26 protein-coding genes and 1 tRNA gene are annotated in these 24,785 nt (G+C 70.7%); 12 read left to right on the forward strand and 15 right to left on the reverse strand.

Translation table 11 applies throughout. From position 1 onward, the window contains the following. Positions 1-14 precede the first annotated feature (14 nt). The 3 genes from BLW32_RS01605 (at position 15) to BLW32_RS27340 (ending at position 1,270) form a co-directional block, all read left to right on the forward strand. Complete coding sequence (locus tag BLW32_RS01605) at positions 15-227, forward strand: CbtB domain-containing protein (RefSeq protein WP_068526281.1); 213 nt, start codon at positions 15-17, stop codon at positions 225-227. A gap of 11 nt (positions 228-238) precedes the next feature. Next, positions 239-994 carry a CbtA family protein gene (locus BLW32_RS01610; RefSeq protein WP_068740367.1) on the forward strand — a complete coding sequence of 252 codons (756 nt, stop codon included), beginning with the start codon at positions 239-241 and terminating at the stop codon, positions 992-994. A 102-nt stretch (positions 995-1,096) separates the two neighbouring features. Further along, positions 1,097-1,270: a hypothetical protein gene (locus BLW32_RS27340; protein ID WP_156486381.1), complete on the forward strand. Its 174-nt coding sequence runs from the start codon at positions 1,097-1,099 to the stop codon at positions 1,268-1,270. 2 nt (positions 1,271-1,272) lie between these two features. On the opposite strand, the gene BLW32_RS01615 is transcribed toward BLW32_RS27340, so the two are convergent. Then, entirely contained in the window at positions 1,273-1,791 is a 519-nt protein-coding gene (locus BLW32_RS01615) for a hypothetical protein (RefSeq protein WP_068526283.1), read from the reverse strand. A gap of 102 nt (positions 1,792-1,893) precedes the next feature. Here BLW32_RS01615 and BLW32_RS01620 point away from each other — a divergent pair, with 102 nt between their 5' ends. Together BLW32_RS01620 and BLW32_RS01625 are read left to right on the forward strand one after the other, a co-directional pair. Then, complete coding sequence (locus BLW32_RS01620) at positions 1,894-2,427, forward strand: peptidylprolyl isomerase (RefSeq protein WP_068740369.1); 534 nt, start codon at positions 1,894-1,896, stop codon at positions 2,425-2,427. A gap of 345 nt (positions 2,428-2,772) precedes the next feature. Beyond that, complete coding sequence (locus tag BLW32_RS01625) at positions 2,773-3,261, forward strand: C40 family peptidase (RefSeq protein WP_068526285.1); 489 nt, start codon at positions 2,773-2,775, stop codon at positions 3,259-3,261. Position 3,262: 1 nt separating this feature from the next. Here the strand turns inward: BLW32_RS01625 and BLW32_RS01630 are convergent, their stop codons facing one another. Together BLW32_RS01630 and crgA are read right to left on the reverse strand one after the other, a co-directional pair. Continuing rightward, positions 3,263-3,667, reverse strand: coding sequence for a PH domain-containing protein (locus tag BLW32_RS01630; protein WP_139286015.1), 405 nt, complete (start codon positions 3,665-3,667; stop codon positions 3,263-3,265). A 54-nt stretch (positions 3,668-3,721) separates the two neighbouring features. Further along, positions 3,722-4,015 (reverse strand): cell division protein CrgA, encoded by a 294-nt coding sequence (gene crgA, locus BLW32_RS01635; RefSeq protein WP_068526287.1) that lies wholly within the window; start codon positions 4,013-4,015, stop codon positions 3,722-3,724. Positions 4,016-4,096: 81 nt separating this feature from the next. Here crgA and BLW32_RS01640 point away from each other — a divergent pair, with 81 nt between their 5' ends. Then, positions 4,097-4,738 (forward strand): aminodeoxychorismate/anthranilate synthase component II, encoded by a 642-nt coding sequence (locus BLW32_RS01640; protein WP_068740373.1) that lies wholly within the window; start codon positions 4,097-4,099, stop codon positions 4,736-4,738. Between the two features lie 46 nt (positions 4,739-4,784). On the opposite strand, the gene pknB is transcribed toward BLW32_RS01640, so the two are convergent. The 7 genes from pknB to BLW32_RS01675 all read right to left on the reverse strand — a co-directional run bounded on the left by pknB (position 4,785) and on the right by BLW32_RS01675 (position 14,313). Then, a complete protein-coding gene (pknB, locus tag BLW32_RS01645) occupies positions 4,785-6,776 on the reverse strand; it encodes a Stk1 family PASTA domain-containing Ser/Thr kinase (RefSeq protein WP_068740375.1) in 1,992 nt (663 codons plus the stop codon). A gap of 18 nt (positions 6,777-6,794) precedes the next feature. Next, positions 6,795-8,237 (reverse strand): serine/threonine-protein kinase, encoded by a 1,443-nt coding sequence (locus tag BLW32_RS01650; protein WP_068740377.1) that lies wholly within the window; start codon positions 8,235-8,237, stop codon positions 6,795-6,797. Then, positions 8,237-9,751 (reverse strand): peptidoglycan D,D-transpeptidase FtsI family protein, encoded by a 1,515-nt coding sequence (locus tag BLW32_RS01655; RefSeq protein ID WP_068526515.1) that lies wholly within the window; start codon positions 9,749-9,751, stop codon positions 8,237-8,239. The genes BLW32_RS01650 and BLW32_RS01655 overlap by 1 nt, the downstream gene beginning before the upstream one ends. Further along, positions 9,748-11,169 carry an FtsW/RodA/SpoVE family cell cycle protein gene (locus tag BLW32_RS01660; protein ID WP_068740382.1) on the reverse strand — a complete coding sequence of 474 codons (1,422 nt, stop codon included), beginning with the start codon at positions 11,167-11,169 and terminating at the stop codon, positions 9,748-9,750. Before BLW32_RS01660 ends, BLW32_RS01655 begins: the two co-directional genes overlap by 4 nt. Further along, complete coding sequence (locus tag BLW32_RS01665; protein WP_068526517.1) at positions 11,166-12,620, reverse strand: PP2C family protein-serine/threonine phosphatase; 1,455 nt, start codon at positions 12,618-12,620, stop codon at positions 11,166-11,168. Before BLW32_RS01665 ends, BLW32_RS01660 begins: the two co-directional genes overlap by 4 nt. Beyond that, positions 12,617-13,081 (reverse strand): FHA domain-containing protein FhaB/FipA, encoded by a 465-nt coding sequence (locus BLW32_RS01670; protein WP_068526518.1) that lies wholly within the window; start codon positions 13,079-13,081, stop codon positions 12,617-12,619. The genes BLW32_RS01665 and BLW32_RS01670 overlap by 4 nt, the downstream gene beginning before the upstream one ends. A 95-nt stretch (positions 13,082-13,176) precedes the next feature. Continuing rightward, positions 13,177-14,313, reverse strand: coding sequence for an FHA domain-containing protein (locus BLW32_RS01675; RefSeq protein ID WP_068740385.1), 1,137 nt, complete (start codon positions 14,311-14,313; stop codon positions 13,177-13,179). A gap of 212 nt (positions 14,314-14,525) precedes the next feature. Here BLW32_RS01675 and BLW32_RS01680 point away from each other — a divergent pair. Both BLW32_RS01680 and BLW32_RS01685 read left to right on the forward strand, forming a co-directional pair. Beyond that, positions 14,526-14,608, forward strand: a tRNA-Leu gene (locus BLW32_RS01680). A 249-nt stretch (positions 14,609-14,857) separates the two neighbouring features. Then, positions 14,858-15,439: a TetR/AcrR family transcriptional regulator gene (locus tag BLW32_RS01685; protein ID WP_170181054.1), complete on the forward strand. Its 582-nt coding sequence runs from the start codon at positions 14,858-14,860 to the stop codon at positions 15,437-15,439. Between the two features lie 60 nt (positions 15,440-15,499). Here the strand turns inward: BLW32_RS01685 and BLW32_RS01690 are convergent, their stop codons facing one another. Then, positions 15,500-16,462, reverse strand: coding sequence for a cyclopropane mycolic acid synthase family methyltransferase (locus BLW32_RS01690; protein WP_068740391.1), 963 nt, complete (start codon positions 16,460-16,462; stop codon positions 15,500-15,502). Between the two features lie 195 nt (positions 16,463-16,657). Between BLW32_RS01690 and BLW32_RS01695 the strand changes: the two genes are divergently transcribed. Beyond that, positions 16,658-17,188 (forward strand): FAS1-like dehydratase domain-containing protein, encoded by a 531-nt coding sequence (locus BLW32_RS01695; RefSeq protein WP_225536075.1) that lies wholly within the window; start codon positions 16,658-16,660, stop codon positions 17,186-17,188. A gap of 12 nt (positions 17,189-17,200) precedes the next feature. Here the strand turns inward: BLW32_RS01695 and BLW32_RS01700 are convergent, their stop codons facing one another. Both BLW32_RS01700 and BLW32_RS01705 read right to left on the reverse strand, forming a co-directional pair. Next, complete coding sequence (locus BLW32_RS01700) at positions 17,201-18,178, reverse strand: alpha/beta hydrolase (RefSeq protein ID WP_068741190.1); 978 nt, start codon at positions 18,176-18,178, stop codon at positions 17,201-17,203. After that, a complete protein-coding gene (locus BLW32_RS01705) occupies positions 18,175-19,488 on the reverse strand; it encodes an MFS transporter (protein ID WP_068740393.1) in 1,314 nt (437 codons plus the stop codon). The genes BLW32_RS01700 and BLW32_RS01705 overlap by 4 nt, the downstream gene beginning before the upstream one ends. A 403-nt stretch (positions 19,489-19,891) precedes the next feature. On the opposite strand from BLW32_RS01705, the gene BLW32_RS01710 reads away from it, so the two are divergent. The 3 genes from BLW32_RS01710 to BLW32_RS01720 all read left to right on the forward strand — a co-directional run bounded on the left by BLW32_RS01710 (position 19,892) and on the right by BLW32_RS01720 (position 22,391). Continuing rightward, complete coding sequence (locus BLW32_RS01710) at positions 19,892-20,221, forward strand: hypothetical protein (RefSeq protein WP_068740395.1); 330 nt, start codon at positions 19,892-19,894, stop codon at positions 20,219-20,221. Positions 20,222-20,319: 98 nt separating this feature from the next. Next, positions 20,320-21,231 carry a metal-dependent hydrolase gene (locus BLW32_RS01715; protein WP_068526546.1) on the forward strand — a complete coding sequence of 304 codons (912 nt, stop codon included), beginning with the start codon at positions 20,320-20,322 and terminating at the stop codon, positions 21,229-21,231. A 179-nt stretch (positions 21,232-21,410) separates the two neighbouring features. Continuing rightward, positions 21,411-22,391 carry an NAD(P)H-dependent flavin oxidoreductase gene (locus BLW32_RS01720; RefSeq protein WP_068740397.1) on the forward strand — a complete coding sequence of 327 codons (981 nt, stop codon included), beginning with the start codon at positions 21,411-21,413 and terminating at the stop codon, positions 22,389-22,391. A gap of 35 nt (positions 22,392-22,426) precedes the next feature. Here the strand turns inward: BLW32_RS01720 and BLW32_RS01725 are convergent, their stop codons facing one another. Both BLW32_RS01725 and BLW32_RS01730 read right to left on the reverse strand, forming a co-directional pair. Continuing rightward, positions 22,427-23,530, reverse strand: coding sequence for a GGDEF domain-containing protein (locus tag BLW32_RS01725; RefSeq protein ID WP_068740399.1), 1,104 nt, complete (start codon positions 23,528-23,530; stop codon positions 22,427-22,429). A gap of 114 nt (positions 23,531-23,644) precedes the next feature. After that, on the reverse strand, positions 23,645-24,688 hold the full coding sequence (locus tag BLW32_RS01730; protein ID WP_068740401.1) for a Wzz/FepE/Etk N-terminal domain-containing protein: 1,044 nt from the start codon (positions 24,686-24,688) through the stop codon (positions 23,645-23,647). Positions 24,689-24,785: the final 97 nt, after the last annotated feature.

Raw genomic sequence — 24,785 nt, forward strand, 5'->3', positions numbered from 1 at the left:
AAGGAGCGCCGCGCATGGCGAACGCATCCACCACCGCACACGCCGGGGACCTCTCCCTGCACGTCTCCCGCAGGGCCATCTGGCTCAGCGCCACCCTGATCCTGGCCGTGCTGGCCTACTACTTCATCGGCATCGACCAGGGCGCCGTGTCGGTGTTCGGGAACGACATGCACGTGCACGAGTTCTTCCACGACGCCCGGCACTTCCTGGGCTTCCCCTGCCACTGATCGGGGGAGACATGGAGAAGCACGTCATCGCCCGCGGCGCACTCGCCGGGGCGATCGGAGGACTGCTCGCGTTCGTCTTCGGGCGGATCATGGTGGAGCCGATCATCGGCCGGGCCATCGACTTCGAGGAGGCCCGCAATGCCGCGGAGCGCGCCGCCCACCCCGGCATGGTGATGGACGAGCCGGAGCTGTTCACCCGCGCCGTCCAGCAGAACGTCGGGCTGGGCGCCGGCCTCATCCTGTTCGGCATCGCGATGGGCGCCCTGTTCGGGGTGGCCTACTGCGTCGCGGCGCCGAAGCTGGCGCAGTGGACGCCGCGGGCCGTCGCGCTGGCCGTGGCCGGTTCGCTCTTCGCCGGCGTCTACGCGCTGCCGTACCTGAAGTACCCGCCGAACCCGCCCGTCGTGGGCGACCCGGAGACGATCCGCGAACGCACCGGCGCGTACCTGCTCATGGTCGCGATCTGCCTCGCGCTGGTGGCGGCCGCCTGGGTGATCGGGCTCGCGGCGGTGCCGCGGCTCGGGGCGTACGGCGCGGCCCTGGCCGGCGGGGCGGTGGTGCTCGTCGGTCTCGTCGTGGCCTGCCTGGTGCTGCCGGCGACGGTCGCGACACCGGAGGGCTTCGATCCCGACGACCTGTACTGGTTCCGGACCTACTCGTTCCACGCGCAGGCGGTCCTGTGGGGCGCGATCGGGCTGGTCGGCGCGGAGCTGCTGCAGCGCTTGACGGTCCGCAGCGGCTCCGGGCTGGAGCCCGCCACCGCCTGACCGAGGTTCGGTGGAAGACTGCGGCGGACCGGCGGCGTGTCGTCGCCGACACGCACCGAAGCTCGGGTGGGAGACGACGCAGCGGCGGCATACCCTGGGGGTATGAACCGCCGCTGCGCTCTGTGCTGGGTGGCCGCGCTGATCTCGATCATCGTCTCGGCCACCGTCCACTACCGCGGGGGCAGCGGCGGCCTCGACGGCCTGTTCTTCGTGATCGCGCTGGCCTGGTCGCTGCTCGCCATCCAGGCGCACCAGCCCGCGGGCTGGCGCGGGTAGGGCTACTCGCCCTTCTTGCGGGGATCCTCCTCGGCGGGCGACTCGACCGCCGCGTCCTCCTCGATCTCCTCCGCCTGTTCCAGCTCCGCGACGGGGGCGCTGTCGCCGGTGGCGCCGCTGGCCGGGCGCACGCGGGGCGGCTCGGCGGCGACGGGCGGCGCCTTCGGGGTGCGCAGGAGCTTGAAGGCGACGCCGCCCACGGCCAGCACCAGCGCGACGACCGCGCTGATCAGCAGGGGCTTGCGCCAGGCCGGGCGGGACGGCGCACCGTCGGAGAGCGTGATCGCCTGCTCCGGATCCACCTCGGCGGGCGCGATCCACGACCGGACCAGCCCGTAGACCCCGGCGAGCACCTTGCCCGCGAGGGAGAGGCCTAGGCCCGACAGCGCGCGGAGGATGTTGGCGGGGCCGACGATGCTCTGGCCGAGGCCGGAGACGAGGCGCTGCACGTTCGAGGGGGCCGACGGTGCCGGGGCGGCGTCGGTCACGGGGGCGTCGTCGAGCAGAGGGGTGGTGGCCATCGGTGGCGTGATCCTTTCAGCGGACGAGAGTGCATCGTTCCACCGCCGATTCTTATCCGATCTTCACGGGATTGCACGTGCAGAGAATGGCAGAATGGCGGTGTGACCAACTCCAACGCTACCGCCCACGTGACCCTGCACACCTCCGAAGGCGACATCCGTATCGCGCTGTTCGGCAATCACGCTCCCGTGACCGTGGCGAACTTCCTCGGACTCGCCCAGGGCACCAAGGAATACACGACCACGAACGCCTCGGGCGGCGACTCGGGCCCGTTCTACGACGGCTCGATCTTCCACCGCGTCATCGACGGCTTCATGATCCAGGGCGGCGACCCGACCGGCACCGGCACCGGCGGCCCGGGCTACGACTTCGTCGACGAGTTCCACCCGGAGCTGCGCTTCGACCACCCGTACATCCTGGCCATGGCGAACATCGGTCGTCCGGCGACGAACGGCTCGCAGTTCTTCATCACCGTCGGCAAGACGCCGCACCTGAACAACCGCCACACGATCTTCGGTGAGGTCGAGGACGAGGCCAGCCGCAAGGTGGTCGACGCCATCGGCGGCACGCAGACCGACCGTGCGGACCGCCCGGTCAAGGAGGTCACCATCAACTCCATCACCGTCGAGGAGTAGCCGCTCCCTCCGCACGTGTGCCCGGCCGGGTCATCCGGCCGGGCTTTCGTGTCTCCTGGGGCTGTCGCACCGCACCTCCCGAGTGAATTTACTTCGCCTAACTGCTCCATCAGTGTGGATCAGAATCTGCACGGAATTGCCGATGGGACAAGGATTCGTGTGAGCCCCGTCTCCATCGACGCAGGTCGGTGAGCATCTTCACGGCACATCGGGCCCTCTGAGATGGACACCCGTCGTCCGGCCTTCGTAACGTTGCCGTGATCTTGTGGAGACCGAGGCGTGACCGACACGCCGCTCCACGGAGTCGGGAGTACGACGAAAGTGTCCAGCGACAGTACGAAGACCATGACCGGCCGCAGCACCCGCCGCGGCACGATGCGCGCGGCCCTCGGTGCCGCAGCCGCCGTGATCGGAATCGTCGCCGCACCCGCCGTGGCGCAGGCCGCCCCCGCGCCCGCCCCGCAGGCACCCGTCGGGCAGGCCGCTCGGATCGCCGGGCCGGACCGCTCGTCGGTCGTCCAGGCCGCGCTCACCCGCGTCGGCATGCCGTACTCCTACGGCGCCGCCGGACCCAGCTCCTTCGACTGCTCGGGCCTCGTCTCCTGGGCCATGAACCAGGCCGGCGTCAGCGTGCCGCGCAGCAGCTACTCGCTGATGAGCGCCGGCACTCCCGTCTCGCAGGCGGAGCTCCGCCCCGGCGACGTGGTGATCACCAACGGCGGCGGCCACGCCGCGCTGTACGTCGGCAACGGCCAGGTGGTCGAGGCCGTGACCTCCGGCGTGCCCGTGCGCGTGGCCGGCATCCGCGGCTTCGTCACGGCCCGCCGCTACTGACCTAGGCGGGTCGCAGGGCCTCGAGCTGCTGGGCCACGAGCGTCGGCGCCTCGCCGAGCTCCCAGCGGCCGAGGAACAGCAGATCGTCGCCGCGGGTGAGCTCGAGCAGCACCGACTCGCGGCCCCAGTGCCGCGTGGTCGTGCGCTTGATCTCCAGGCCGTCCCACGGGAAGACCTTTCGGCCGAAGGCGCCGCGGTAGACGACGCCCGCAGCGTCGGCGGACAGGCGCGGGCGCAGCACCAGCACCTGCGCCCCGAGGTAGATCAGGGCGAGCACGCCGATCCCGACGAGCACCATGCCGACGGGGTCCTTGATCGCCTGGAAGCCGATGGCCGCGGCGCCGAGGAGGACTCCCGCGACGAGTAGGACGACGCCCACGCCGCGCGGGGCGCTCCAGTTATCCACAGGATTATCCACAGCTGGGGATGAATGACATCGGTGTGATTTCGATGGTCAGAGCTACTTCCACCACATCGTCATCAACAGACCGGTGATCATCAGGCCGAAACCGATGGCGAAGTTCCACGCCTCGAGGTTCGCCATCCATTCCAGCGGCTTGCCGGGGGCGCCCATGCCGTTGGGGTCCGCGCCGACGTAGTAGACGAGCAGCCAGGCCAGCCCGGCGAGCATGAGCGCCAGGAACGCGACCACGAACCACCGGCCCGACGGGGCGCTCACCTTGACCGGCGTGCGCGAATCCGTGGCGGTGTTGATCGTGTAATCGGTCTTCTTACGGACCTTCGACTTCGGCATGGCTTCCTTCTACCAGGGTGCTGTTCACCTGCCAGGTTATCGGATGTACCCGCGGCACCCCACCCCGCTAGGCTGGACGCCGTGCGGATCCTCGTCGTCGACAACTATGACAGCTTCGTGTTCAACCTGGTCCAGTACCTCGGCCAGCTGGGCGTGGAGGCGGACGTGTGGCGCAACGACGATCCGCGACTGGACGATCCGGCCGCGGCCGCCTCGCAGTACGACGGCGTGCTGCTCAGCCCCGGCCCCGGTACGCCGCAGCGCGCGGGGCAGACGATGCCGATGGTCGAGGCCGCGCGCGCGGCCGGCTCCCCGCTCCTCGGCGTGTGCCTCGGGCACCAGGCCATCGGCGCGGTCTTCGGCGCGACGGTCGACCGCGCGCCCGAGCTGCTGCACGGCAAGACCTCGCTGGTGCACCACAACGGCCACGGCGTGCTCGCCGGCCTGCCCGACCCCTTCACCGCGACCCGCTACCACTCGCTGACGGTGCTCGAGCCCACGATCCCCGACGAGCTGGAGATCACCGGACGCACCGGCTCCGGCGTGGTGATGGGCTTCCAGCACCGCGAGCTGCCGATCCACGGCGTGCAGTTCCACCCCGAGTCCGTGCTCACGCAGGGCGGCCACCGCATGCTCGCGAACTGGCTCGCCGTGTGCGGTTACGAGGTCGCCGAGGCCCGCGTCGCCGAGCTCGAGCAGGAGGTCGCCGCCGCGCTCGCCTGAGCACCGCGGACCGTCGGACGACGGTGCCGGGGGTCCCGGCCTCGCCTCAGGACCGACGGACGTGCAGGACGACCGTCGACGACGAGTCCACCTGGGCGCCGACGTCCGGATCGGTGCGCCAGACCCGGCCCCGGTCGAACAGTCCCGACGGGGCGTCGACCACGGTGCGGATGTTCTCCCGCGAGAAGCCGGCCTGGATGAGGGCCGCGATGGCCGCGTTCTGGTCCTGATTGATCACGTTCGGCATGGTGATCGGCTTCGCCCGGGCGACCTGCAGCGTGACCGTGCTGCCCTTGTCGGCGTTGGACCCGCCGGTCGGGTTCTGTCCCACGACGGTGCCCGCCGCGGCCGGGTTGTCGACCTGCTGGACCCGGACGTCGAAGCCGAGGCCCTTGAGGTTCGACGTGGCCTGCTCGACCTGCGTGCTCGTCACGTCGGGAACCCGCACCTGCTCCTTGCCGGAGCTGACGGTCAGCTGGATCGGCGTGTTCTGCTGGGTGTTCGTGCCGATCGCCGGGTTGGTGGAGATGACGTTGCCCTTCACCACCGTCGGCGACGGGTCGTTCTTGACGTCCTTGGCCACGGTGAAGCCCGCCTTCTCGAGGATCTCGCGGGCCTCCTTCTCGGGCTTGTTCGCGACATCGGGCACCGCGGCGATCTTCGGCCCCGTCGAGACCTGCAGGACGACGGTCGAGCCCTTGGCGACGCTCGCGTTGGGGCCGGGCAGCGTCGAGATGACGTGCTCGGCGGGCACCGCGTTGTCGGGCAGGCGCTGCACCTCGACGGTGAATCCCAGCTTCTGCAGCGCCACCTGGGCGTCCGCGGCGGGCTCGCCGATCTGCGAGGTCACGGTGGCGTTCTGCTCGCCGCCGCGGCTGTTGAGGAGGTACCAGGTGGTGCCACCGATCAGCACCAGCGCGATCACGGCGGCCGAGAGCAGCATGAGCAGCTTCGACCGGCCCCCGGTCTTCGCGGGCGTCGAGTGCCGGCGCCGGGCCGGCGCGTCCGCGGGGGCGGTCGTGTCGACGATCGCCGTGGGCGGGTCGTCGTCGGAGGGCTCGGTGCCGGAGGCGGTGGCCGCCCCGGCGGTGGCGGCAGCGGCGACGGGCGCGGCCGCGCGGCGCCGCGACTTGGCCGGCTCGGTGAGCAGCGCGTCGCGCTCCTCGTCGGAGAGCACCATCGGCGCCTCGGGCTTGCGGCCCGCCAGCACCCGGATGAGGTCCTGCCGCATCTCGCCGGCCGTCTGGTACCGGTTCGCGGGGTTCTTGGACAGCGCCTTGAGCGTGATGGAGTCCAGCTCGGGCGGGATCGTGTCCAGGATCGCGGACGGGGTCGGCGGGTCCTCGCGGACGTGCTGGTACGCCACGGAGACGGGCGAGTCGCCGGTGAACGGCGGCTGCCCCGTCAGCAGCTCGAAGATGACGCAGCCGGCGGCGTAGACGTCCGAGCGGGCGTCCACCGAATCGCCGCGGGCCTGCTCCGGCGAGAGGTACTGCGCGGTGCCGATCACGGCGGCCGTCTGGGTCATGCCCGCCGACGGGTCGCTCATCGCCCGCGCGATGCCGAAGTCCATCACCTTGATCTCGCCCGCACGGGTGAGCATCACGTTGGCGGGCTTCATGTCGCGGTGCACGATGCCGTTGCGATGGCTGAAGTCCAGCGCCGCGCAGACGTCGGCCATCCACGTCATCGCCGCCTGCGGGGCGATGGTCCCGTCGCGCCGCAACACGTCGCGCAGGGTCTCGCCGTCGACGTACTCCATCACGATGTACGGCAGCGGCCCCGACGAGGTCTGAGCCTCACCGGTGTCGTAGACCTGCACGATCGTCGGATGGTTCAGCGACGCCGCGTTCTGCGCCTCCCGCCGGAACCGCTCGTAGAAGCTCGGATCGCGGGCGAGATCGGCGCGGAGGATCTTGATCGCGACGTCGCGCGACAGACGCGTGTCCCGGGCCAGGTGCACCTCGGACATGCCACCGAACCCGAGCGTCTCGCCCAGGTCGTAGCGGTCGTTGATGCGACGCGGCGGGGTAGTCATCTGCTTGTCCGTTATCCGTTAGTTGTTGCAGGGGAGGGGGATCCCGAAGATGCCGGTACACGGCGGCTTCGTCGTCGGCTCGCCCCCGGTGACCGGCGGGTCCGTCGTCTCCGTCGTCGTGGGCGGGGGCGTCGTGGTGGTCGGCGGAGGGGTCGTCGTCGGCTTGGGCGGCGGGGGCGTCGTGGTCGGCTCGACCGTCGACGTCTCGGTCACCGTCTTCGGCGGCTCCGTCGTGGGCCGGGGCGGGACCGGCCGGGCCGCGGTGGAGGTCCCCGTCGGCGGCGGCGCGACGGTGCCCGTGTCGGACGTGCTCGTCGACGGCAGGGGCGTCTCGTTGCCGGTGTCCCGGGTGATGAAGTAGCCGCCGACGATCGCCGCGGCCAGCAGCAGCAGCGCCACCGAGACCCCGAGAATCGTCTTCTGCGCCTTGGTCCAGCCGCCGCCGTCCGAGTAGGTGGCGGGGGCAGCGGCCCGCGGCGTCGGGTTCGAGCTGCGGGAGACCGGCTGCGGGCCCGGGCGGGCCGCGGGCGGCACGATGGCCGTGGCGGCCGTCTCGGGGACGCCGGTCGCGGCGGCGGCCGCCGCGGGGGCGGCGCCGGTCCAACCGCGCGGCATCGGCGGACGCTGCCCGGCCTTGACCGCGGCGACCGCGTCGGCGAACTCGCCGCCGTTCGCGTAACGCTGCCGCGGATCCTTGCCGAGGGTCAGCGTGATCAGCTCGCGCACCGGCGCCGGCAGGTCGCCCGGCAGGGGCTCCGGCTGGTCCCGGATGTGCTTCATCGCGACGGTGATGGCACCGTCGCCCGAGAACGGACGCTTGCCCGCGAGGCATTCGTAGCCGACGACGCCGAGGGAGTAGACGTCGGAGGCGGCGGTGGCGTCCTCGCCGGAGGCCTGTTCGGGGGAGATGTACTGGGCGGTGCCCATGACCATGCCGGTCTTGGTGACGGGTGCGGCGTCGACGGCTTTGGCGATGCCGAAGTCGGTGATCTTGACCTGTCCGGTGGGGGTGATGAGGATGTTGCCGGGTTTGACGTCGCGGTGCACCAGGCCGGCGGTGTGTGCGACTTGGAGGGCGCGGCCGGTCTGTTCGAGGAGGTCGAGGGCCTGGGCTTGGCTCAGGTGGCCGAGGCGGCTCAGGACGGCGTTGAGGGGTTCGCCGTTGACCAGTTCCATGACCAGGTACGCCAGGGGTGCGCCGCCGGCCTGGTCGGCGGTTTCGCCGTAGTCGTAGACGCCGGCGATGCCGGGGTGGTTGAGGGCGGCGGTGGTGCGGGCCTCGTTGCGGAAGCGGGCGAGGAATTCCTGGTCCTCGGAGAATTCCGCTTTGAGTACCTTGACGGCGACGCGGCGGTCGAGCCGCGTGTCCATCGCCTCCCAGACCTGGCCCATGCCACCGGTGGCGATGAGCCGGAGGAGTTCGTAGCGGTCGGCGATCACCGATCCGGTCTGCAGACTCATCAGTTCCCCTGCCCGTTCACCGCGGCGCCAATCACCGCTCGTCCGATCGGCGCTGCGAGCGACCCACCGGTCGCCGCCTCGCCTTGATTTCCACCGTTCTCAATGATGACCGCCACCGCTACCTTCGGATCGTTCACCGGGCCGTACCCGATGTACCACGCGTGCGGCGCCTCGCCGCCGCGCTGGCCCTGGGAGTGTTCCGCCGTGCCCGTCTTCGAGGCGATCTGCACCCGGCCGCCCGAGCCCTTCGTGTGCTGCTCCGACGCGATCATCAGCTCCCGCATCTGCGCCGCGACCTGCGGCGTGATGGCCTGCCCCAGCTGCTTGGGCTTGGTGCTGCCGAAACTCGTCAGGTCGGGAGCCTGGAAGGAGTCGACCAGGTACGGCTGCATGCGGACGCCGCCGTTGGCGAGCGTCGCCGCGATCACCGCGTTCTGCAGCGGCGTCATCGCCACGTCGAGCTGGCCGATGGCCGACTGGCCCGTCTGGGCACCGTCGGACAGCGGACCGGTCACCGACTGCGCGACCCGCAGCGGGATGGGGTCGGGCGTCGAGTTGATTCCGAAGTTGTTCGCCATCGCCTTGATCGCGTCGCCTCCGTCCTGCATCTTCGCCGTGGCCAGATCCACGAACGCGGTGTTGCACGAGTACTGGAACGCCTGCAACAGGCTGACGGTACCGCCCGAGGATTCGGGGCACGTCATCCCCGCGTAGTTCTGCAGCGTCGTGTTTCCGCCGCCGGGCAGCGTGATCTGCTTGTCGGCCGTGAGCCGGGTCGACAGGTCGACGCCCTTGCCCTGGGCCAGCGCCGCGGCGGTGGTGATCACCTTGAACGTCGAGCCCGGGGGGTAGGTCCAGCTGGTCGCCCGGTTGTCCATCGGCTTGTCCGGGTCGTCCTTGAGCTGCTCCCACGTCGTGCTGACCGCGCTCGTGTCGTGCGAGGACAGCGGATTCGGGTCGTAGCTGGGGGTCGAGACCATCGCGAGGATCTTGCCGGTCGACGGCTCGATCGCGACGGCCGCGCCGTGGCACGGGCCGTTCGAGCCGCACGCCGTGGTCAGCTTCTCGTAGGCGATGCGCTGCATCGTCGGGTTGATCGTCGTGATCACGTTGCCGCCGCTCGGGTCGCGCCCGGACAGCAGGTCGACGACACGCCGGCCGAACAGCCGGTCGTCGCTGCCGTTGAGGACCGACTCCTCGGCGTGCTCAAGGCCGCTGGAGCTGTAGATCATCGAGTAGTAGCCGGTGAGCGGCGCGTACGCGCGCGCCATGTTCTCCGGGTAGGTGCGCAGGTACTTGTACCGGTCGTCGGTCTTGATCGACTGGGCCATGACCTGGCCGCCGGCCAGGATGGAGCCGCGCTGGCGCGCGTACTCGTCGAGGAGCACGCGCTCGTTGCGGCTGTCGGCGCGGAGATCGTCGGCGCGGAAGACCTGCACCCAGGTGGCGTTGGCGAGCAACGCGACCACGAGCAGGACCACGACGAGGGAGATGCGGCGGATCGGTGCGTTCATACGCGCTTCACGATCTCGGTCGGCCGGTCGGGGACCGGCGCGCCGGGCTTGCGGGCGACCTTGGGCTCGCGGGCTGCGTTGGAGATGCGCAGCAGCAGCGCGATGAGGGCGTAGTTCGTGAGCAGCGACGAGCCGCCGTAGCTCATGAACGGCGTGGTCAGGCCCGTCAGCGGGATCAGCTTGGTGACGCCGCCGACGACGACGAAGAGCTGGATCGCCATCGTCGAGGCCAGGCCGGCGGCCAGCAGCTTGCCGAAGCTGTCGCGCACCGTCAGGCTCGCGCGGAAGCCGCGGAAGATCAGCACCAGGAACAGCATGAGGACGGCGGCGAGGCCGATCAGCCCCAGCTCCTCGCCGACCGCGGCCATGATGAAGTCGGTCGAGGCGAACGGCACCATCGTCGGGCGGCCGGAGCCCAAGCCCGTGCCGGCGAGGCCGCCGGTGGCCAGGGAGAACAGGGCCTGCGCGGGCTGGTAGCCGATGGTCTCGTACGCGGCGAACGGGTCGCGCCACACCTCGACGCGCACGCGCAGGTGCGGGAACAGCTCGTAGGCGGCCACGGCGCCGATCACCGCGAGGCTCAGGCCCACGATGATCCATCCGATGCGTTCGGTGGCGATGTACACCATCGCGAGGACGGTGAAGAAGATGAGCAGCGGCGTGCCGAGGTCGTTGGCGTAGCCGAGCACGCCGAGCGCCACGATCCACACCAGCAGCAGCGGCGCGAGGTCGCGGGCGCGCGGCAGGTCGATGCCCAGGATGCGGCGGCCCGCGGAGGTGAACAGGTCGCGCTTGGACACCAGGAAGGCCGCGGTGAAGATGATGAGCAGGATCTTGCTGATCTCGCTCGGCTGGATGTTGAACAGCGGCGTCTTGATCCAGTTCTTCGAGCCGTTGATCTCCGACAGGCTCGACGGCAGCAGCGCCGGCAGCGCGAGGAAGACCACGCCGGCCAGGCCGATCGTGTACGCGTACTTGGACAGCGTCCGGTGGTCCCGCAGCAGCGCGAGCACCGCGACCAGCACCGCGAGGCCCAGCAGGGTCCACAGGATCTGCTGGTTCGCCTCCTGCGTCTCGGTGACGCGGCCGTTCTCGGCGTGCGCGTTGCCCAGGTCGAGGCGGTGGATCAGCACCAGGCCGAGGCCGTTGAGCATCGCGACCACCGGCAGGATGACCGGGTCGGCGTACGGGGCGAACCGCCGCACCGCGTAGTGCGCGGCGCCGTAGAGCACGACGAACGCGACCACGTACTTCGCCAGGTCGAGCGTGACCCGCTGCTCCTGCGCCCACTCCACCAGCGCGAGCGAGGTCCCCGTCACCACCGTGGCGGCGCCGAGGAGGACCAGCTCGTAGGTCCGGGAACGTCGGTTCGGGTCGAGCGCGATGCCCGAACCGGGAGTGATGACGCCCGACGTCACGAGGGGCCTCCGCGGCAGGGCCGCTCCGGCGTCGACGTCTGCGTCACGACCTTGGTGACGGGCGCCGGGGGCGGCGCGAGCGTCTCGCCGGCGGGCGGCGCAGGCGTGGTCGACGGTGCCGGGACGGTCGGGTCGTGCGGGGCCTGCGCCGGCGGGGCGGGCGCCTCGATCTCCGTGGTGATCGCGCACCGCTCCATGAGGTTGTCGCGGTCGGTGAGGTTGCGGGCCTGTTCTCGGGCGTCGTCGAGCGAGCTCGCGTAGGGCAGTCCGGCCAGGTTGGCGCGGCCGCGCGGCGTCAGGTCGTCGACGGTGAGCGGGGTGCAGCCCTGCGGGGCGCGCTCCGCGGCGCCCGTGGTCTCCGCGATGCAGACGACCTCCTGCTGCGAGTTCAGCTTCCGCCCGAAGATCGAGACCTTCACGCCGTGCGAGATGGCGATGGTGCCCTTATCGGTGGCCGCGACGAAGTAGCTGGAGTTCACCACGGAGCGGGTGACGATGAGGCCGATGGCACCGCCGACGAGCAGCACGAGCAGCACGCCGAGGGCGATCCACTTGCGGCGCGAGCCGGTCTCGGGCTCCTCGTCGACGTCGGTCGCGACGACGCGGCGGGGGGCCTTCTTCGGCGGGCGCAGCGCGGCGGCCCGGCCGGCGGCGGTGTTGGCCGGCGGGACGTAGTCCTCGTCGTCGTCGTTCGCGGCGCCGCCGACGATGGGGCGGCTCTGCCCGAAGCTGGTGTCCTCGACGCGGGCCACCACGACGGTGACGTTGTCGGGGCCGCCGGACTTGAGCGCCAGCTCGATGAGCCGGTCGGCGGCGGCGCTGACGTCCTCGGTCGCCAGCTCGAGGGTCTCGCCGATGGTCTCGTCGCTGACCACGTCGGAGAGGCCGTCGGAGCACAGCAGATAGACGTCGCCCGCCTTCGCCTCGCGCAGGGTGAGCGTGGGCTCCACCTCGTGCCCGGTGAGCGCCTTCATGATGAGCGAGCGCTGCGGGTGGGTGTGCGCCTGCTCGGCGGTGATCCGGCCCTCGTCGACGAGGGTCTGGACGAAGGTGTCGTCCTTGGTGATGCGGATGAGCTGGCCGTCGCGCCGCAGGTAGCCGCGGGAGTCGCCCACGTGGATCAGGCCCAGCTTGGAGCCGGCGAAGAGGATCGCGGTGAGCGTCGTGCCCATGCCGTCGAGCTCGGGGTCCTCGGCCACCTGCTCGGCGATGGTCTCGTTGCCGGCGACCATCGCCTCCTCGAGGGTGTCGAGGAGGTCGCCGCCGGGCTCGTCGTCGTCGAGGGGCGCGAGGGCGTTGATCATCAGCTGCGAGGCGACCTCGCCGGCGGCGTGGCCGCCCATGCCGTCGGCCAGCGCCAGCAGGCGGGCCCCGGCGTACACGGAGTCCTCGTTGTTGCTGCGGACGAGGCCCCGGTCGGAGCGTGCGGCGTATCGAAGGACAAGGCTCACGGGCGCAACTCGATCACTGTCTTGCCCACGCGCACCGGAGTGCCCAGCGGGACGCGGGTGGGAGTGGTGACCTTGTTGCGGGCCAGATAGGTGCCGTTGGTGGAGCCGAGGTCCTCGACGTACCAGTCGTCACCGTCGCGGGCGAGGCGCGCGTGCCTGGTCGACGCGTAGTCGTCGTTGAGGACGAGCGTCGAGTCGTCGGCGCGGCCGATGAGCACCGGCTGCTGGCCGAGCGTGATCCGCGTGTTGGCGAGCGGGCCGTGGGTGACCACGAGGTACTTCGCGACCTTGCTGGTGCGGGAGAACAGGGCCCGACGGGGTGCCTTGGCCTCCTTCTGCCGGGGCCGCAGGCCCGACGCCAGGCGCGCATCGGACCGGAGCGCGCTGATGACCAGCCAGATGCACAGCCACAGCAACAGGAGGAAGCCCGCCCGGGTCAACTGCAACACGAGTCCCTGCACGGTGCCTCCCTCCTGGTCTCATTCGACGCACACTCGTCCGGCGCCCGGTGTGCGGGCGCTTCTGCGGGTCTGCTTTCGCGTGCCCGAAGTGAAATCTACTGGAAGCGGACCACGATGTCGGAGTGGCCGACGCGGATCCGGTCGCCGTCGGCGAGCTCCCAGTTGGAGACGGGCACGTCGTTGACGGAGGTGCCGTTGGTGGAGCCGAGGTCGTTGAGGACCGCGGCGTAGCCGTCCCAGCGGATCTCCACGTGCCGGCGCGAGACGCCCGTGTCGGGGAGGCGGAACTGGGCGTCCTGGCCGCGGCCGATGACGTTGGTGCCCTCGCGCAGCGCGAAGGTGCGGTTGGAGCCGTCCTCCAGGTACAGCGTCACCGCCTGCGGCTGGGCGTATCCGCCCTGCGGCTGCTGGTAGCCCTGGTCGTACCCGGGCTGCTGGTAGCCGCCCTGGTCGTAGCCCTGCTGGCCGTAGCCCTGGTCGTACGCGGGCTGCTGCTGGTAGCCCTGGTCGTAGGCCGGCTGCTGGTAGTTCTGCTGGCCGTAGTTCTGGTCGTACCCGGGCTGCTGGTAGCCCTGGTCGTAACCCTGCGCCGGCTGCTGGTAGCCCTGGTCGTAGCCGGGCTGCTGCTGGTAGCCCTGGTCGTACGCGGGCTGCTGGTAGTTCTGCTGGCCGTAGTTCTGGTCGTAGCCGGGCTGCTGCTGACCGTAGTTCTGGTCGTACCCCGGCTGTTGCTGCTGCTGGTAGCCGCCCTGGTCGTATTGGCCGCCGTGCCGTCCCTGGTCGTATCCGGGATTGTTGCTCATCGAATCGGCTCCTGATTCTGCAGGTGGTCGCTGGGGTACAAGGTTCTGGGGGACTGCATCCGGATCCACGGTGCCGCGGGCCCGGAACTGGCCCGTGTGCAGGCCTGGTGACTGCTCGAAGTGCACGACCACGTCACCATAAGTCTGCCAGCCGTTGTCATGGATGTATTCGTCGAGGTGCTTCGAGAAGGCACGGATCGCGAGCTCGCGGTCCGCCTCGAAGGTCTCCTGATCGGTGGGGGAGACGGCGATGACGTACTTGTTCGGTACCAGGTACGCCCCGTCCCCGAGGGTTTGCAGCTGATCCTCAGCCTCGCGTTGGAGAGCGGCCTCCACTTCCTGGGGGACCACCTTGCCGCCGAAGACGCGGGCGAAGCCGTCGCCCACCGCGCCCTCGAGCTTGCGCTCGAACCGCTGCAGGATTCCCATGGAACGACTTCCCCCTTCCTCAGCGTGTCGTGATGCATGTTCTGACCAATGATGATAGCCGCGATCGGGGCACGGCGAAGTCAGCGTAACCCCATTGGTCCCAACTGTCCCTTTGGTAGCACGTACGACGGTGCCCCGGCAAGGCAGGAGCCCCAGGTCGCGATCCGATTTCACACCGTCCGACGTCTCGTGTTAATCTTCTCCGGTCGCTCGGGCGAGTGGCGGAATGGCAGACGCGCTGGCTTCAGGTGCCAGTGTCCTTCGGGACGTGGGGGTTCAAGTCCCCCTTCGCCCACAGTACAGTTCTCGGAACTGCGGAACCCGAGGTCGCGAAGTCGCGGCCTCGGGTTTTTTCGTCGTCGATGTACGCCCGCCGGTGCCGCGCTCCCTGTCTGAGCGGCCCGATCGCGAATCGATTCCATCCCCGGCGGCTTCGGCTCCGAATACTCGGTGACATGGTTCCGATCAGGAGGCACCGCACCGTATGGAGACGAAGGGTCGCGCAGGGCGGCCACCCCGGTTGAGCCGGGACAAGATCGTCGCGATGGCGATAGAGATCGTGACGCAGGAGGGGTACGCCAAGCTCTCGATGCGTTACCTCGCCGGCCGACTCGGAACGAGCCCCATGGGCATCTACTACTACTTCGAGTCGAAGAACGAGCTGCTCGGCTTCCTGTTCAGCCGGCACAGCGGCCTGGACGACTACCGGCGCGCGCCGCAATCGCAGGACCCGTTCGAGCGTGCAGTGCAGACGTCGGAGGCCGTCGTCCGCTTCCTCGAAGCGCAGTCGTGGGCGCTCGCGGGGATCGTGGACGGCTGCATCGGGGTCGAGGAGTTCACGGACAGCCACCTGCGAGAACTCACCGACAGCGTCCGCGATCTCGGCTTCGATGCGGACGATGCCACGGAGACGGTCCGCGGCATCTGGCGGATAGCACTGGGTGAGGCGTTGATCCGTTCCACACCGTTGATCGCCGTCGTCGACGACCGCGGCGCCGAAGCCGGCGTCGACGGAGGGTTCCGCGTTCGCCCCCTACCGTCGTCCGATCGCTCGCTGGCGGACACGGTCGAGAGCTACCTGGCGGGGCGTCTCACCAGGGCGCACCGCCGCCGTTCCGCCGGCTGACCCGACGCGGTCCCCCGGGCGCCGGCGGATTCGGATCCGGCATTCGCCCGCCGCGGCGTGCTACCGCGACGGTATGAAGCGTGCCGCGGTGGTGCCGGCAGTGGCGTCGATCTCGGGGTGCATCTCCAGTACCTCCTCGAGCGAGCGGTGCCTGCCGCCGTGCGCCGGCTTCACCAGTGTGTGCTGCCGGACGTCGATCAGGCCGCGATGGAACGCGTCGGCGCACCCGGTGAGGTACCGCATGTAGGTGTCGTAGACGGACTCGGGATGGATCGCCAGCGCGCGCTCACGGGCTGCCTCGAGATTCGCGGCCCAGATGTCCAAGGTCTTCGCGTAGTGCGGTTGAAGACTCTGCACCTGAGTGACGTCGAAACCGCCCATTTCGGCGAGCAGCGGGAAATATCGGGTGATGGGCAGTTCCCCGCCGGGGAAGATCTCAGTGCGGATGAATCGGAAGAAGTCGAAGTCGGCCCGTGTCACACGGCTGGCTCCCCGGAATGTGTCCATTCCCAGGGTCATGATGGTGTGGATCATCGCCCTGCCGCCCGCGGGCAGGATATCGAAGGCGCGATCGAAGAACGCCAGATGACGCTCGTGGGTGAAGTGCTCGAACGCTCCGATGCTCACGATCGCATCGACGGGGCCGTCGAACTCCTCCCAGCCCTGGAGGCGGACCTCCGCGGATCGCCCGGACGGTGATTCCTCCAGCCGGCGGCCGACTGTTTCGTACTGATTCTTCGACAGAGTCAGGCCGATCACGTGGACGTCGTACCTCTCGAGTGCGCGCAGCATCGTTGTACCCCAGCCGCAGCCGACGTCCAGCAGTGTCATGCCGGGCTTCAGGTCCAACTTCCCCAGGGAGAGGTCGATCTTGGCGAGTTGCGCTTGCTCGAGCGTCATCCCGTCGCGCTCGAAGTACGCGCAGGAGTAGGTCCGCGTCGGGTCCAGGAACAGGGCGAAGAATTCGTCGGACAGGTCGTAGTGAGCCTGGACGTCGTCGAAGTGCGGATCGAGACCGGTCATGAGGGTTCCCATCGTTCGGCCCGTCGGGCGCGACGGGCAGTGTTCCGCGCGACGAACCGGGCGCTTGGAACAGGACGGTAGACGAGTTCAACGTCCTTCGCGCAGTGCGGAATTAGATTTCGTCGTACGACAATTCATCGGTGTGCAACGGTGCCCGGAATGCGCTAAGAACGTCGTGTGATCCCCCTTCTGAACGTGCCGGAATCCACTCGCCCCGAGGGGTGGGAGATCTGGTACGACGATGCCTACGAAGTCAGCGCCGAGGTGGTCCGCGGCTTCGCCCGGGCGGTCCGCGATCCCCACGTCCCGTACGGGGCGCGCGGGATACTCCCCGCCGACACCCCGGTACCGGCAACGCTGCTCGCGGCGCCCATGTTCGACGCCGCCTCCGCCTTGGTCAGCCGCTCGATTCCGCAGTGCAACCTGTCCCGCATCGTGCACGCAGCCCAGCAGTTCACGGTGCGCCGTCCGCTGCGGATCGGGCAGCGGCTCAGTTTCGGGGCGCGGCTCGCCTCGCACGTCGTCAAGGCGAGCACCGACATCATCGTCATCGACGTGACCGCCTACGCCGACGGAGATCCGCACGTGGAGGCGGTCATCACGATCGCGCACTCCGCGTCCGCGGGGCCCGAGGTGGACCTCGACGCGGTGGCGGACCGCATCATGCTCGCCGGCACCGGCCCGTCCGACAGCGACGCCTACACGGCCGGGGCCGAGCCGGTGTGACCCCCGGGCGGGTCAGTCCCGCGGCGCCAGGTTCCGACGCAGGGCCCCGATCGCGGACCGGGCGAAGGCGCGCATCGGCGCCGCGCGAGCCGCGAGAAGGTCGGCGGCGTGGTACATCCCGGGCTCGACGAGGAGCTCCACCGGCACCCCGGCGGCCTCCAACCGGCGCGCGTAGTCGACGTCCTCGTCGTGGAAGAGATCCAGCTCGCCCACCCCGATCCACGCCGGCGGCAGGCCGGTGAGGTCGGTGCGCCGGGCGGGCGCGGCGTACGCGGGCACGTCCCGCTCCGCGTGCCCCGCGCCGAGGTAGGCGTCCCAGGCGAAGGCGTTGGACCGCCGCGTCCAGACGAGGGCGCCGCGACGATCGGCGGGCCGAGTCGTCGTGCGGTCGTCGAGCATCGGGTAGACCAGTAGCTGGAAGGCCACGGGCACGCCCTCGTCGACGGCGCGCTGCACCACCCCGGCGGCGAGTCCGCCGCCCGCGCTGGCCCCGCCGACGCCGACCCGCGCCGGGTCGAGCCCGCGCTCGGCGGCACCGTCGTGCAGCCACCGCAGCGCCGCGTAGCAGTCGTCGTGCCCGGCGGGGAACGGGTGCTCGGGAGCGAGGCGGTACCGCGTGCTCACCACGACGGTGCCGGTGTCGCGCGCCATCCGGATGCAGCGCGCGTGGTCGATCTCGGGTGCCCCGATGATCGTGCCGCCGCCGTGGATCCACAGCAGCGCAGCGCCGTTCGGCTCCGCGGGCGTGTAGACGTAGACGTCCTGCCCGCCGTCGACGTCGTGGCGCCGCACGGCGACCCCGCCCCCGGCCGGCATGCCCGACGGTCCGCGCGCCGCCCGCGCCGCCCGCAGCGTGACGGGTCCGATCGAGGGGATCACCGCCGCGGCGGGGTGCCGCAGCCCGGGCGCCACGCCGCGGAGCATGCGAGCCCGGGCCGCCGCCGTCCCGGCCACGCCCAGCACGGGAAGCAGGATCCATCGAGCCCTCATCGTCGCCTCCATCGGTCCGCTGTTCCGTCCGGCTGCGGTTGCGAGTGCACAACCCGGACAGCTCCCCCTCGATCATGGCCCATCTCGGTCGAACCCACCGGAAGACGCCGAGACGCGGCCAGGGCGATCGCAGCCCCGGCGAGCGCGGCACCCGCCACCGCGCCGACCAGCGCGACCGTCATCGGCAGGCCGACGGGCCGCGCGAGCAGGCCCACGAGGGGCGGCCCGCCGAGGTACGCCAGGTACCCGACCGCACTCACCGCGGCGGTCGCACCCGCCACGGAACCGGGTGACCGCTCCGCCGCGAGGTCGATCGCGAGCGGGAAGACCGGCCCGAGGGCCAGCCCGACGACCACGACCCCCGCGTACGTCGCGAACCAGCCGGGAACGACGAGTCCGACGGCCGTACCGGCCCCGCCCGCGAGTCCGGCGAGCAGGAGGTAGCGCCGACGGCCGAGCAGCGGGAGCATCCCGTCGCCCGCCGAGCGGGAGACGAACATGGCGAGGCTGAACGCGACCACGACCGTCGCGCCGACGGCGAACCCCGCGCCGCGGTCCCGCGCGACGAGCAGCGCCGACCAGTCGGTGAGCACGCCCTCGAGGAGGAGCCCCGCCACTGCCACCGCCGCGACCGCGGGGGTGATGGTGCGCGCCGAGGACATCCGGGCGCCGGGCGCGCCCGACGGGCCGTCGGGCATCCCGTCGGGCGCGACGGTGCGCGACGCGGCGGACCGCAGCCCCGAGATCCGCGGGACGTGCGGCGCAGCGACGGAGAGCAGCACGAGGAGGCCCGCTGCTGCGGCGGCGAAGTGCGCCGCGACCGAGATGCCGCCGGCGGTTGCGGCGGCCCCGCCCGCGGCCCCGGACAACACGCCCAGGCTGTAGCCGCCGTGCAGCCGGGCGATGACGGGCGTCCCCGCCCGGCGCCGTTGGTACTCGATGCCGGCGGTGTTCATCGCGACGTCGAGCACGCCGGACGCCGCGCCGAGGGCCGCGAGCACGAGCCCCAGCGACACGGGCCCCGTCGCCGCCGCGATCGCCGGCAGGCCCGCCGCGAAGACGACCGCGGACACCACGCAGACGACGCGGCCGTCGACCCGGCGCAGCAGCCGGTCCGTCAGGAACAGGGCGGGCAGCGAGCCCGCGGCGACGCCGAACAGGGCGGTGCCCAGAGCGGGATCGGAGAGGGCCAGGCGGTCCTTGACCTCGGGGATGCGCGGCGCCCAGCTGGACAGGACGGCACCGTTGACGAAGAAGACGAGCCAGAGCCCGAGAAGGGGACACGGGCGGAGGGGAGTGCGACGGAACATGCGGCCTCGTGGCCGCCCTGACGGGAGTGAAGGACGATCCCCGGACGGAACAGGAACCGCGGCGCGGGCACGCCGCGCTGCAGCCAGGGAAGCACGACCCCGGCCCGGCCGCAAGGCTCGCACACGCTGACCTGCGCGATCGCATCGTGCGGCGAACACCCGTGGGCGGACCGGCCCGGATCGGGGCGGAATGGGCGGAATTGCGGTCACCGCTGGTGCACGAGGTTCCGCTCGTCCTGGCTGGTGTGCTTATCTTCTCCTCGAAGATCACGAACATGATTGCCGTCATCGACTGGCAATCTGCAGGATCGACATCCGTCGAGCAGCCGGCGGGGAGCACCGCGGACCGTCGGGCCCGGGCACGTACCCGGGCCGAGCAGCCCTCACGGAAGGCACGAACGCCATGCGCAGGTCGAAGACCGATACCGCCACCGCCCCCGATCCCGAAGCCGGCCGCGAGGCCGTCGACACCGCTGAGGCGACCGCGCCCGATGCCCCGTCCTCCGACGGTCCTGCGATCGAGGTCGGCGCGGCCGTGGTCGCGTTCGCCGGTACGGACCGCGAGTCGGCGGGCCGCATCGTCGACGACTTCGGCGACTTCACCCCCGTCGCCACCGAGTACGACGGGGAGCGCATCGCCGAGCCCGCCCGACGGTGGGCGGTGCTCACGGCCGCCAGCGATCTGGTCTTCGCCGACTCCTCCGACCTGACGGCCGACACCCCGGCGACGTGATAGAAATCAGCGCTTGACATATCACCGCGGGCGCAGCAGACTTCGGAATCAGTTCCTACATCGTTGTACGAATCGATCCGACAGGGCTGGAGTCGAGCATGGTGTCCCTCAGCAACAAGGCCGGCGCGAAGGCACAGGCCGCTGAACCCGTCGGCGTGGAGATCCATGCCCGGAACGTCGAGTTCGACTGGGAGAACGTCCCGCTCGAGTGGATCCCCGGCCAGCCCGTGGCCAGCGACATCGTCAGCAGCATCCTGCACGTCATCCTCCCCGAGGGGGAGCGCTGGTTCTGCGAGGTGTACACCGAGGCGCTGCCGTACGTGAAGGACGAGGACCTCGCGCGAACGATGCGCGGCTTCATCGGCCAGGAGGCGATGCACGCCGAGTCGCACGACCGGGCGCTGTCCGAGTACCTGGAGCGGTGCGGCATCGACACCGCGCCCCTCGCGCGCCAGATGGAGTACACCTTCCGGAAGATCCTGGCGCCGCGCCGCTACCATTCCGACCGCGCCCAGTACAACGACATGGTGCAGCGGCTCTGGCTGATCGCCGGCATCGAGCACTACACGGCCATCCTCGGCGTCTTCGCGCTCAACAACTCCTGGGACGCGTACGACGTCAACCCCGTCATGGCCGACATCTGCCGCTGGCACGGCGCCGAGGAGGTCGAGCACCGGTCCGTCGCGCACGACGTGGCGAACTACTTCGACCCCGGCTACCTGCACCGGGTGCGGGCGATGCTCACCATCGTCTTCTTCCTCGGGCTCACCCTGCACCGGTCGTCGGGCTACATGCTGCGCACGGACCCGCACTTCAGCTACTCGTACCCGCGGCTGTGGTGGGAGTACCTCAAGGCGTCGCACAAGGGCCTGCTGCCCAAGATCCGCAGTGTCATCAAGTACACGCTGCTCTACTTCAAGCCGAGCTTCGATCCCGCCTCGATCGGGTCGACCGCGCAGGCCGTGGCGTACCTCGCCACGTCGCCCGCCGCTCGCGCCGCCGAGGCCTGACCCCCGCTTCTCACCGCGGCGGCGGCGCGCTCAGTGCGCCCCTCGCACCGTCGGGCGCGGTTGTGCCCGGGCACCGTCGACCCCGCGCGGCGACGGGGCGGCGAACCACGGCGCCCACGGCCCGCTTCGTCCAGACTGTGAGGGTTCACAGGCCATACCCGAGAGGACCACGACCGCGCATGATCAGCACACGCATCACGGAGATGTTCGGCATCGACCACCCGGTGGTCTGCGGCGGCATGACGGGTCTGGGCACCGCCCCGCTCATCTCGGCCGTCGCCAACGCCGGCGCGCTGGGCTTCCTCACCGCGCTGACCCAGCCGAGCCCCGAGGCGCTGGCCGCGGAGATCAAGCGCACCCAGGACCTCACGGACAAGCCCTTCGGCGTGAACCTGACGATCCTGCCCACGATCAACCCCGTCCCCTACGACGAGTACCGCGCCGTGATCGTCGAGTCCGGGATCACGATCGTCGAGACCGCCGGGTCGAGCCCGGCGCCGCACCTGCCCGACTTCCAGGCCGCCGGCGTCAAGGTGATCCACAAGGCCACCAGCGTGCGGCACGCCCTCTCCGCGGAGCGCAAGGGCGTCGACGTGATCAGCATCGACGGCTTCGAATGCGCCGGCCACCCGGGCGAGGACGACGTGCCCGGCCTGGTCCTCATCCCGGCCGCCGTGCGGCAGTTGACGATTCCCGTCATCGCCTCGGGCGGCATCGCGACCGGCAGCGGCCTCGCAGCGGCGCTGGCCCTCGGCGCCGACGCCGTGAACATGGGCACCCGCTTCATGGCGACCGTCGAGGCCCCGATCCACCAGAACGTCAAGGACCAGATCGTCGCCAACTCCGAACGCGACACCGTGCTCGTCTTCCGCAACTTCCACAACACCGCCCGCGTCGTGCGCAACACCGTCTCCGAGCAGATCGTCGAGATCGGCGAGCGCCCCGGCGCGACCTTCGACGACGTCGCCGAGCTCGCCTCCGGCGCTCGCGGCCGCGCCAACGTCCTCGCCGAGGGGCGCATGGAGGACGGGATGTGGTGGGCCGGGCAGACGCAGGGCCTCGTCGACGAGGTCGACACCGTCGCCGCCGTCGTCGACAAGGTCGTCGGCGACGCCGAGGAGATCATGACCCGCCGCCTCCCGGGCCTCGTCCGCGACTGACCGCCTCCCGGGCCCGACGGTGCGGCACCGTCGGGTCAGGAGGCCAGGACGACCGCGTCCCCGGTCCGCTTCGCGGTGTACATCGCCCGGTCGGCCCGCGCGAGCAGCGTCTCGAGCAGGGAGGCGTCGACGACGGGGTGCTCCTCCACGCCGACGCCGACGCTCGCCGTGACCGTGATCCCGCCGGAACCGGGGAGCGCGGCCACGCCGCGCCGGATGCGCTCGCCGAGGGCGAGGCACGCGGGCGTGCTCCGGCCCATGACGAGCAGCGCGAATTCGTCGCCGCCGAGCCGGGCGACGATCGCGTCGTCCGCGGCGCCCTCGACGCGCAGCACGCGCGCGACCCGTACGAGGACCTCGTCCCCGGCGGCGTGGCCCTGTCGGTCGTTGATCTCCTTGAACCGGTCGAGATCCAGGACCAGGACGCCGACGTGCGCGGCGGACGGCATGCGGCGCATCGCCCAGGTCGACCAGCGCGTGCTGAGGCCCCGGCGGTTGGGGATGCCCGTCAGCTGGTCGGTGCCCGCCTCCGCGGTGTCGAGCCAGGAGAAGGACATGCCGAACTGCATCGTCGCCGGCACGCCGATGGTGGCGCCGACGAGGATCCCCGTCCCGATCGTCGTCAGGAGCGCGCCGTGCTCCGCGGCGACCGGCGGCGCCGACGCGGCGATGGCGGCCGCGACGAGCAGGGAGTTCAGGACGAAGGCCCGGGTCGAGAGGATGAGCGCGCCGAAGGTCGCGATCATCGCCAGGCTCGCGATCCCCAGCGCGGCGGCCACGGGGTCGGTCTGGGCCGACGTGGCCGCGTAGATCGCGATGATCGCCGTGCCGACGAAGATCGCCGCCTCCCGCGCCGTGGGGATCGGGCCCACCTGCCAGCGCACCGCCCAGCCGACGGCCACGACGCCGCAGACGATCAGGCGCACGACGATCGGTGTGGTCAGCGGCTCGATGCCGAGCATCAGCGCGAACGACATCAGCCCGAGCAGGAACGCGCAGATGCTGACCACCGCGCGCACCATGCCGAGAAGCGAGCGGTTGCGGAGATAGGAGATCCGCTCGTCGTAGGTGGGGCCGTCGTACCACCATGCGGAGACGAGCGCGGGCAGCCGGGTGCGGAGGTGGGGGCGGGCGTTCACGATGCGGTCAGGATAGCGATCCGCCGGGCGAACTCCTAGGTCCTGGTCCCGATCGGCGGGCGCCTTGCCGGGCCGATCTCGGGTCCCCGCGCATGCCGCATCCGCCGCGCAGGATCACAAAGCCTTGCGAGCGTTCCCGAGATCTCGTTCCTCGTTCTCGGCGCCTGTCTCGTCGGCCGCCGTCTCTTCGCTGTCGGCGGTGTCGGGAGCGGCGGAGTTCGCGACCTCGTCGGGCGCATCGTCCGATGACTTCTCCTCGAGGACGGGCAAGGGGAGCTCGTCCTCCTCCGGCACCTCTTCGACTCGATCGCGCCACCGGGTCATCGCGCGGCTCGATTCACGATCCCCTGGGCGGAGGGCCGGCATTGCGACCGGCCCCACGGGCACGTTGCGCGTGATCCGGGCGAGCGGGGAGTCGGTCGACGGGGCTTCGTCGGGCGCAGCGACGACGGCGACCAGGCGCGGCGTGCCTCGGGCGGCCGCTTCAGCGCCGGTAGCGGCGATGGGCGAGGTGGGTGCATCGTCGGCGGAAGGTGCGGGCACGGCGGGGCTCGGCCCCCGGCGGAACGACTCGCGGGCGTAGGCGAAGCCGAGGCCGAGGAGGAGCCCCAGCACGAGAGCGAGTGCGCCGTTACGCGCGACGTACCTGCTCTCCGGCGCAGCGGGCGGGTCAGCCTGCCGCACCAGCGTCGCGCGCGACGCCTTGATGTCCTTGGCCGACGATTGGTTGAGCTCGTCGAGATACTTGACGAAGGATCGGGATACCGCGTTGATCAGGTCGGCGGCGTGCTTGGCGTCCGAGTCCGTCACGGAGACGTTGAGGATCACGGTCTCCGGAATGTACGACGTGGTGATCCGACTGGCCAGCTCGGCCGGATTCTCGTTCGAGCCGATCGATCGCAGGGCGCGAGAGGCCGTCTCCTCGCTCGCGATGAGGATCGCGTACGACGCGACCTGCTGCTGGGACATGACGACGCCGTTGTAGGCCTCCTGGCCCGACGTGTCCTGGCCTGCCGAGATGTACAGCTGGGTCGCGGCGCGGTACTCCCGCGGCGTCGCGAGGGAGGCGCCCACGCCGACCGCGAGAGCAACGATCACGGTCACCGTCACGAGGATCCAGTGATCGCGAGCGACGCGGGGCAGATCAGTGAGTTTCACCTGGCGGCCTTTCGGTACGGGTTCCCGGAAACGGAGCCCGGGCGGTACCGGCATGTGTCTTTGCGCCGGAACATGGTCATGATACAGAGGGTGAATG

The organism is Tsukamurella tyrosinosolvens, from assembly GCF_900104775.1.
GTDB classification, from domain to species: domain Bacteria; phylum Actinomycetota; class Actinomycetes; order Mycobacteriales; family Mycobacteriaceae; genus Tsukamurella; species Tsukamurella tyrosinosolvens.

Bases quoted from the DNA above. Each gene is read 5' to 3' on its own strand.
- BLW32_RS01605 (WP_068526281.1), top strand. From the start codon at position 15: ATGGCGAACGCATCCACCACCGCACACGCCGGGGACCTCTCCCTGCAC.
- BLW32_RS01610 (WP_068740367.1), top strand. From the start codon at position 239: ATGGAGAAGCACGTCATCGCCCGCGGCGCACTCGCCGGGGCGATCGGA.
- BLW32_RS27340 (WP_156486381.1), top strand. From the start codon at position 1,097: ATGAACCGCCGCTGCGCTCTGTGCTGGGTGGCCGCGCTGATCTCGATC.
- BLW32_RS01615 (WP_068526283.1), bottom strand. From the start codon at position 1,791: ATGGCCACCACCCCTCTGCTCGACGACGCCCCCGTGACCGACGCCGCC.
- BLW32_RS01625 (WP_068526285.1), top strand. From the start codon at position 2,773: ATGACCGGCCGCAGCACCCGCCGCGGCACGATGCGCGCGGCCCTCGGT.
- crgA (WP_068526287.1), bottom strand. From the start codon at position 4,015: ATGCCGAAGTCGAAGGTCCGTAAGAAGACCGATTACACGATCAACACC.
- pknB (WP_068740375.1), bottom strand. From the start codon at position 6,776: ATGACTACCCCGCCGCGTCGCATCAACGACCGCTACGACCTGGGCGAG.
- BLW32_RS01650 (WP_068740377.1), bottom strand. From the start codon at position 8,237: ATGAGTCTGCAGACCGGATCGGTGATCGCCGACCGCTACGAACTCCTC.
- BLW32_RS01655 (WP_068526515.1), bottom strand. From the start codon at position 9,751: ATGAACGCACCGATCCGCCGCATCTCCCTCGTCGTGGTCCTGCTCGTG.
- BLW32_RS01675 (WP_068740385.1), bottom strand. From the start codon at position 14,313: ATGGGAATCCTGCAGCGGTTCGAGCGCAAGCTCGAGGGCGCGGTGGGC.
- BLW32_RS01685 (WP_170181054.1), top strand. From the start codon at position 14,858: ATGGCGATAGAGATCGTGACGCAGGAGGGGTACGCCAAGCTCTCGATG.
- BLW32_RS01690 (WP_068740391.1), bottom strand. From the start codon at position 16,462: ATGACCGGTCTCGATCCGCACTTCGACGACGTCCAGGCTCACTACGAC.
- BLW32_RS01700 (WP_068741190.1), bottom strand. From the start codon at position 18,178: ATGAGGGCTCGATGGATCCTGCTTCCCGTGCTGGGCGTGGCCGGGACG.
- BLW32_RS01705 (WP_068740393.1), bottom strand. From the start codon at position 19,488: ATGTTCCGTCGCACTCCCCTCCGCCCGTGTCCCCTTCTCGGGCTCTGG.
- BLW32_RS01710 (WP_068740395.1), top strand. From the start codon at position 19,892: ATGCGCAGGTCGAAGACCGATACCGCCACCGCCCCCGATCCCGAAGCC.
- BLW32_RS01715 (WP_068526546.1), top strand. From the start codon at position 20,320: ATGGTGTCCCTCAGCAACAAGGCCGGCGCGAAGGCACAGGCCGCTGAA.
- BLW32_RS01720 (WP_068740397.1), top strand. From the start codon at position 21,411: ATGATCAGCACACGCATCACGGAGATGTTCGGCATCGACCACCCGGTG.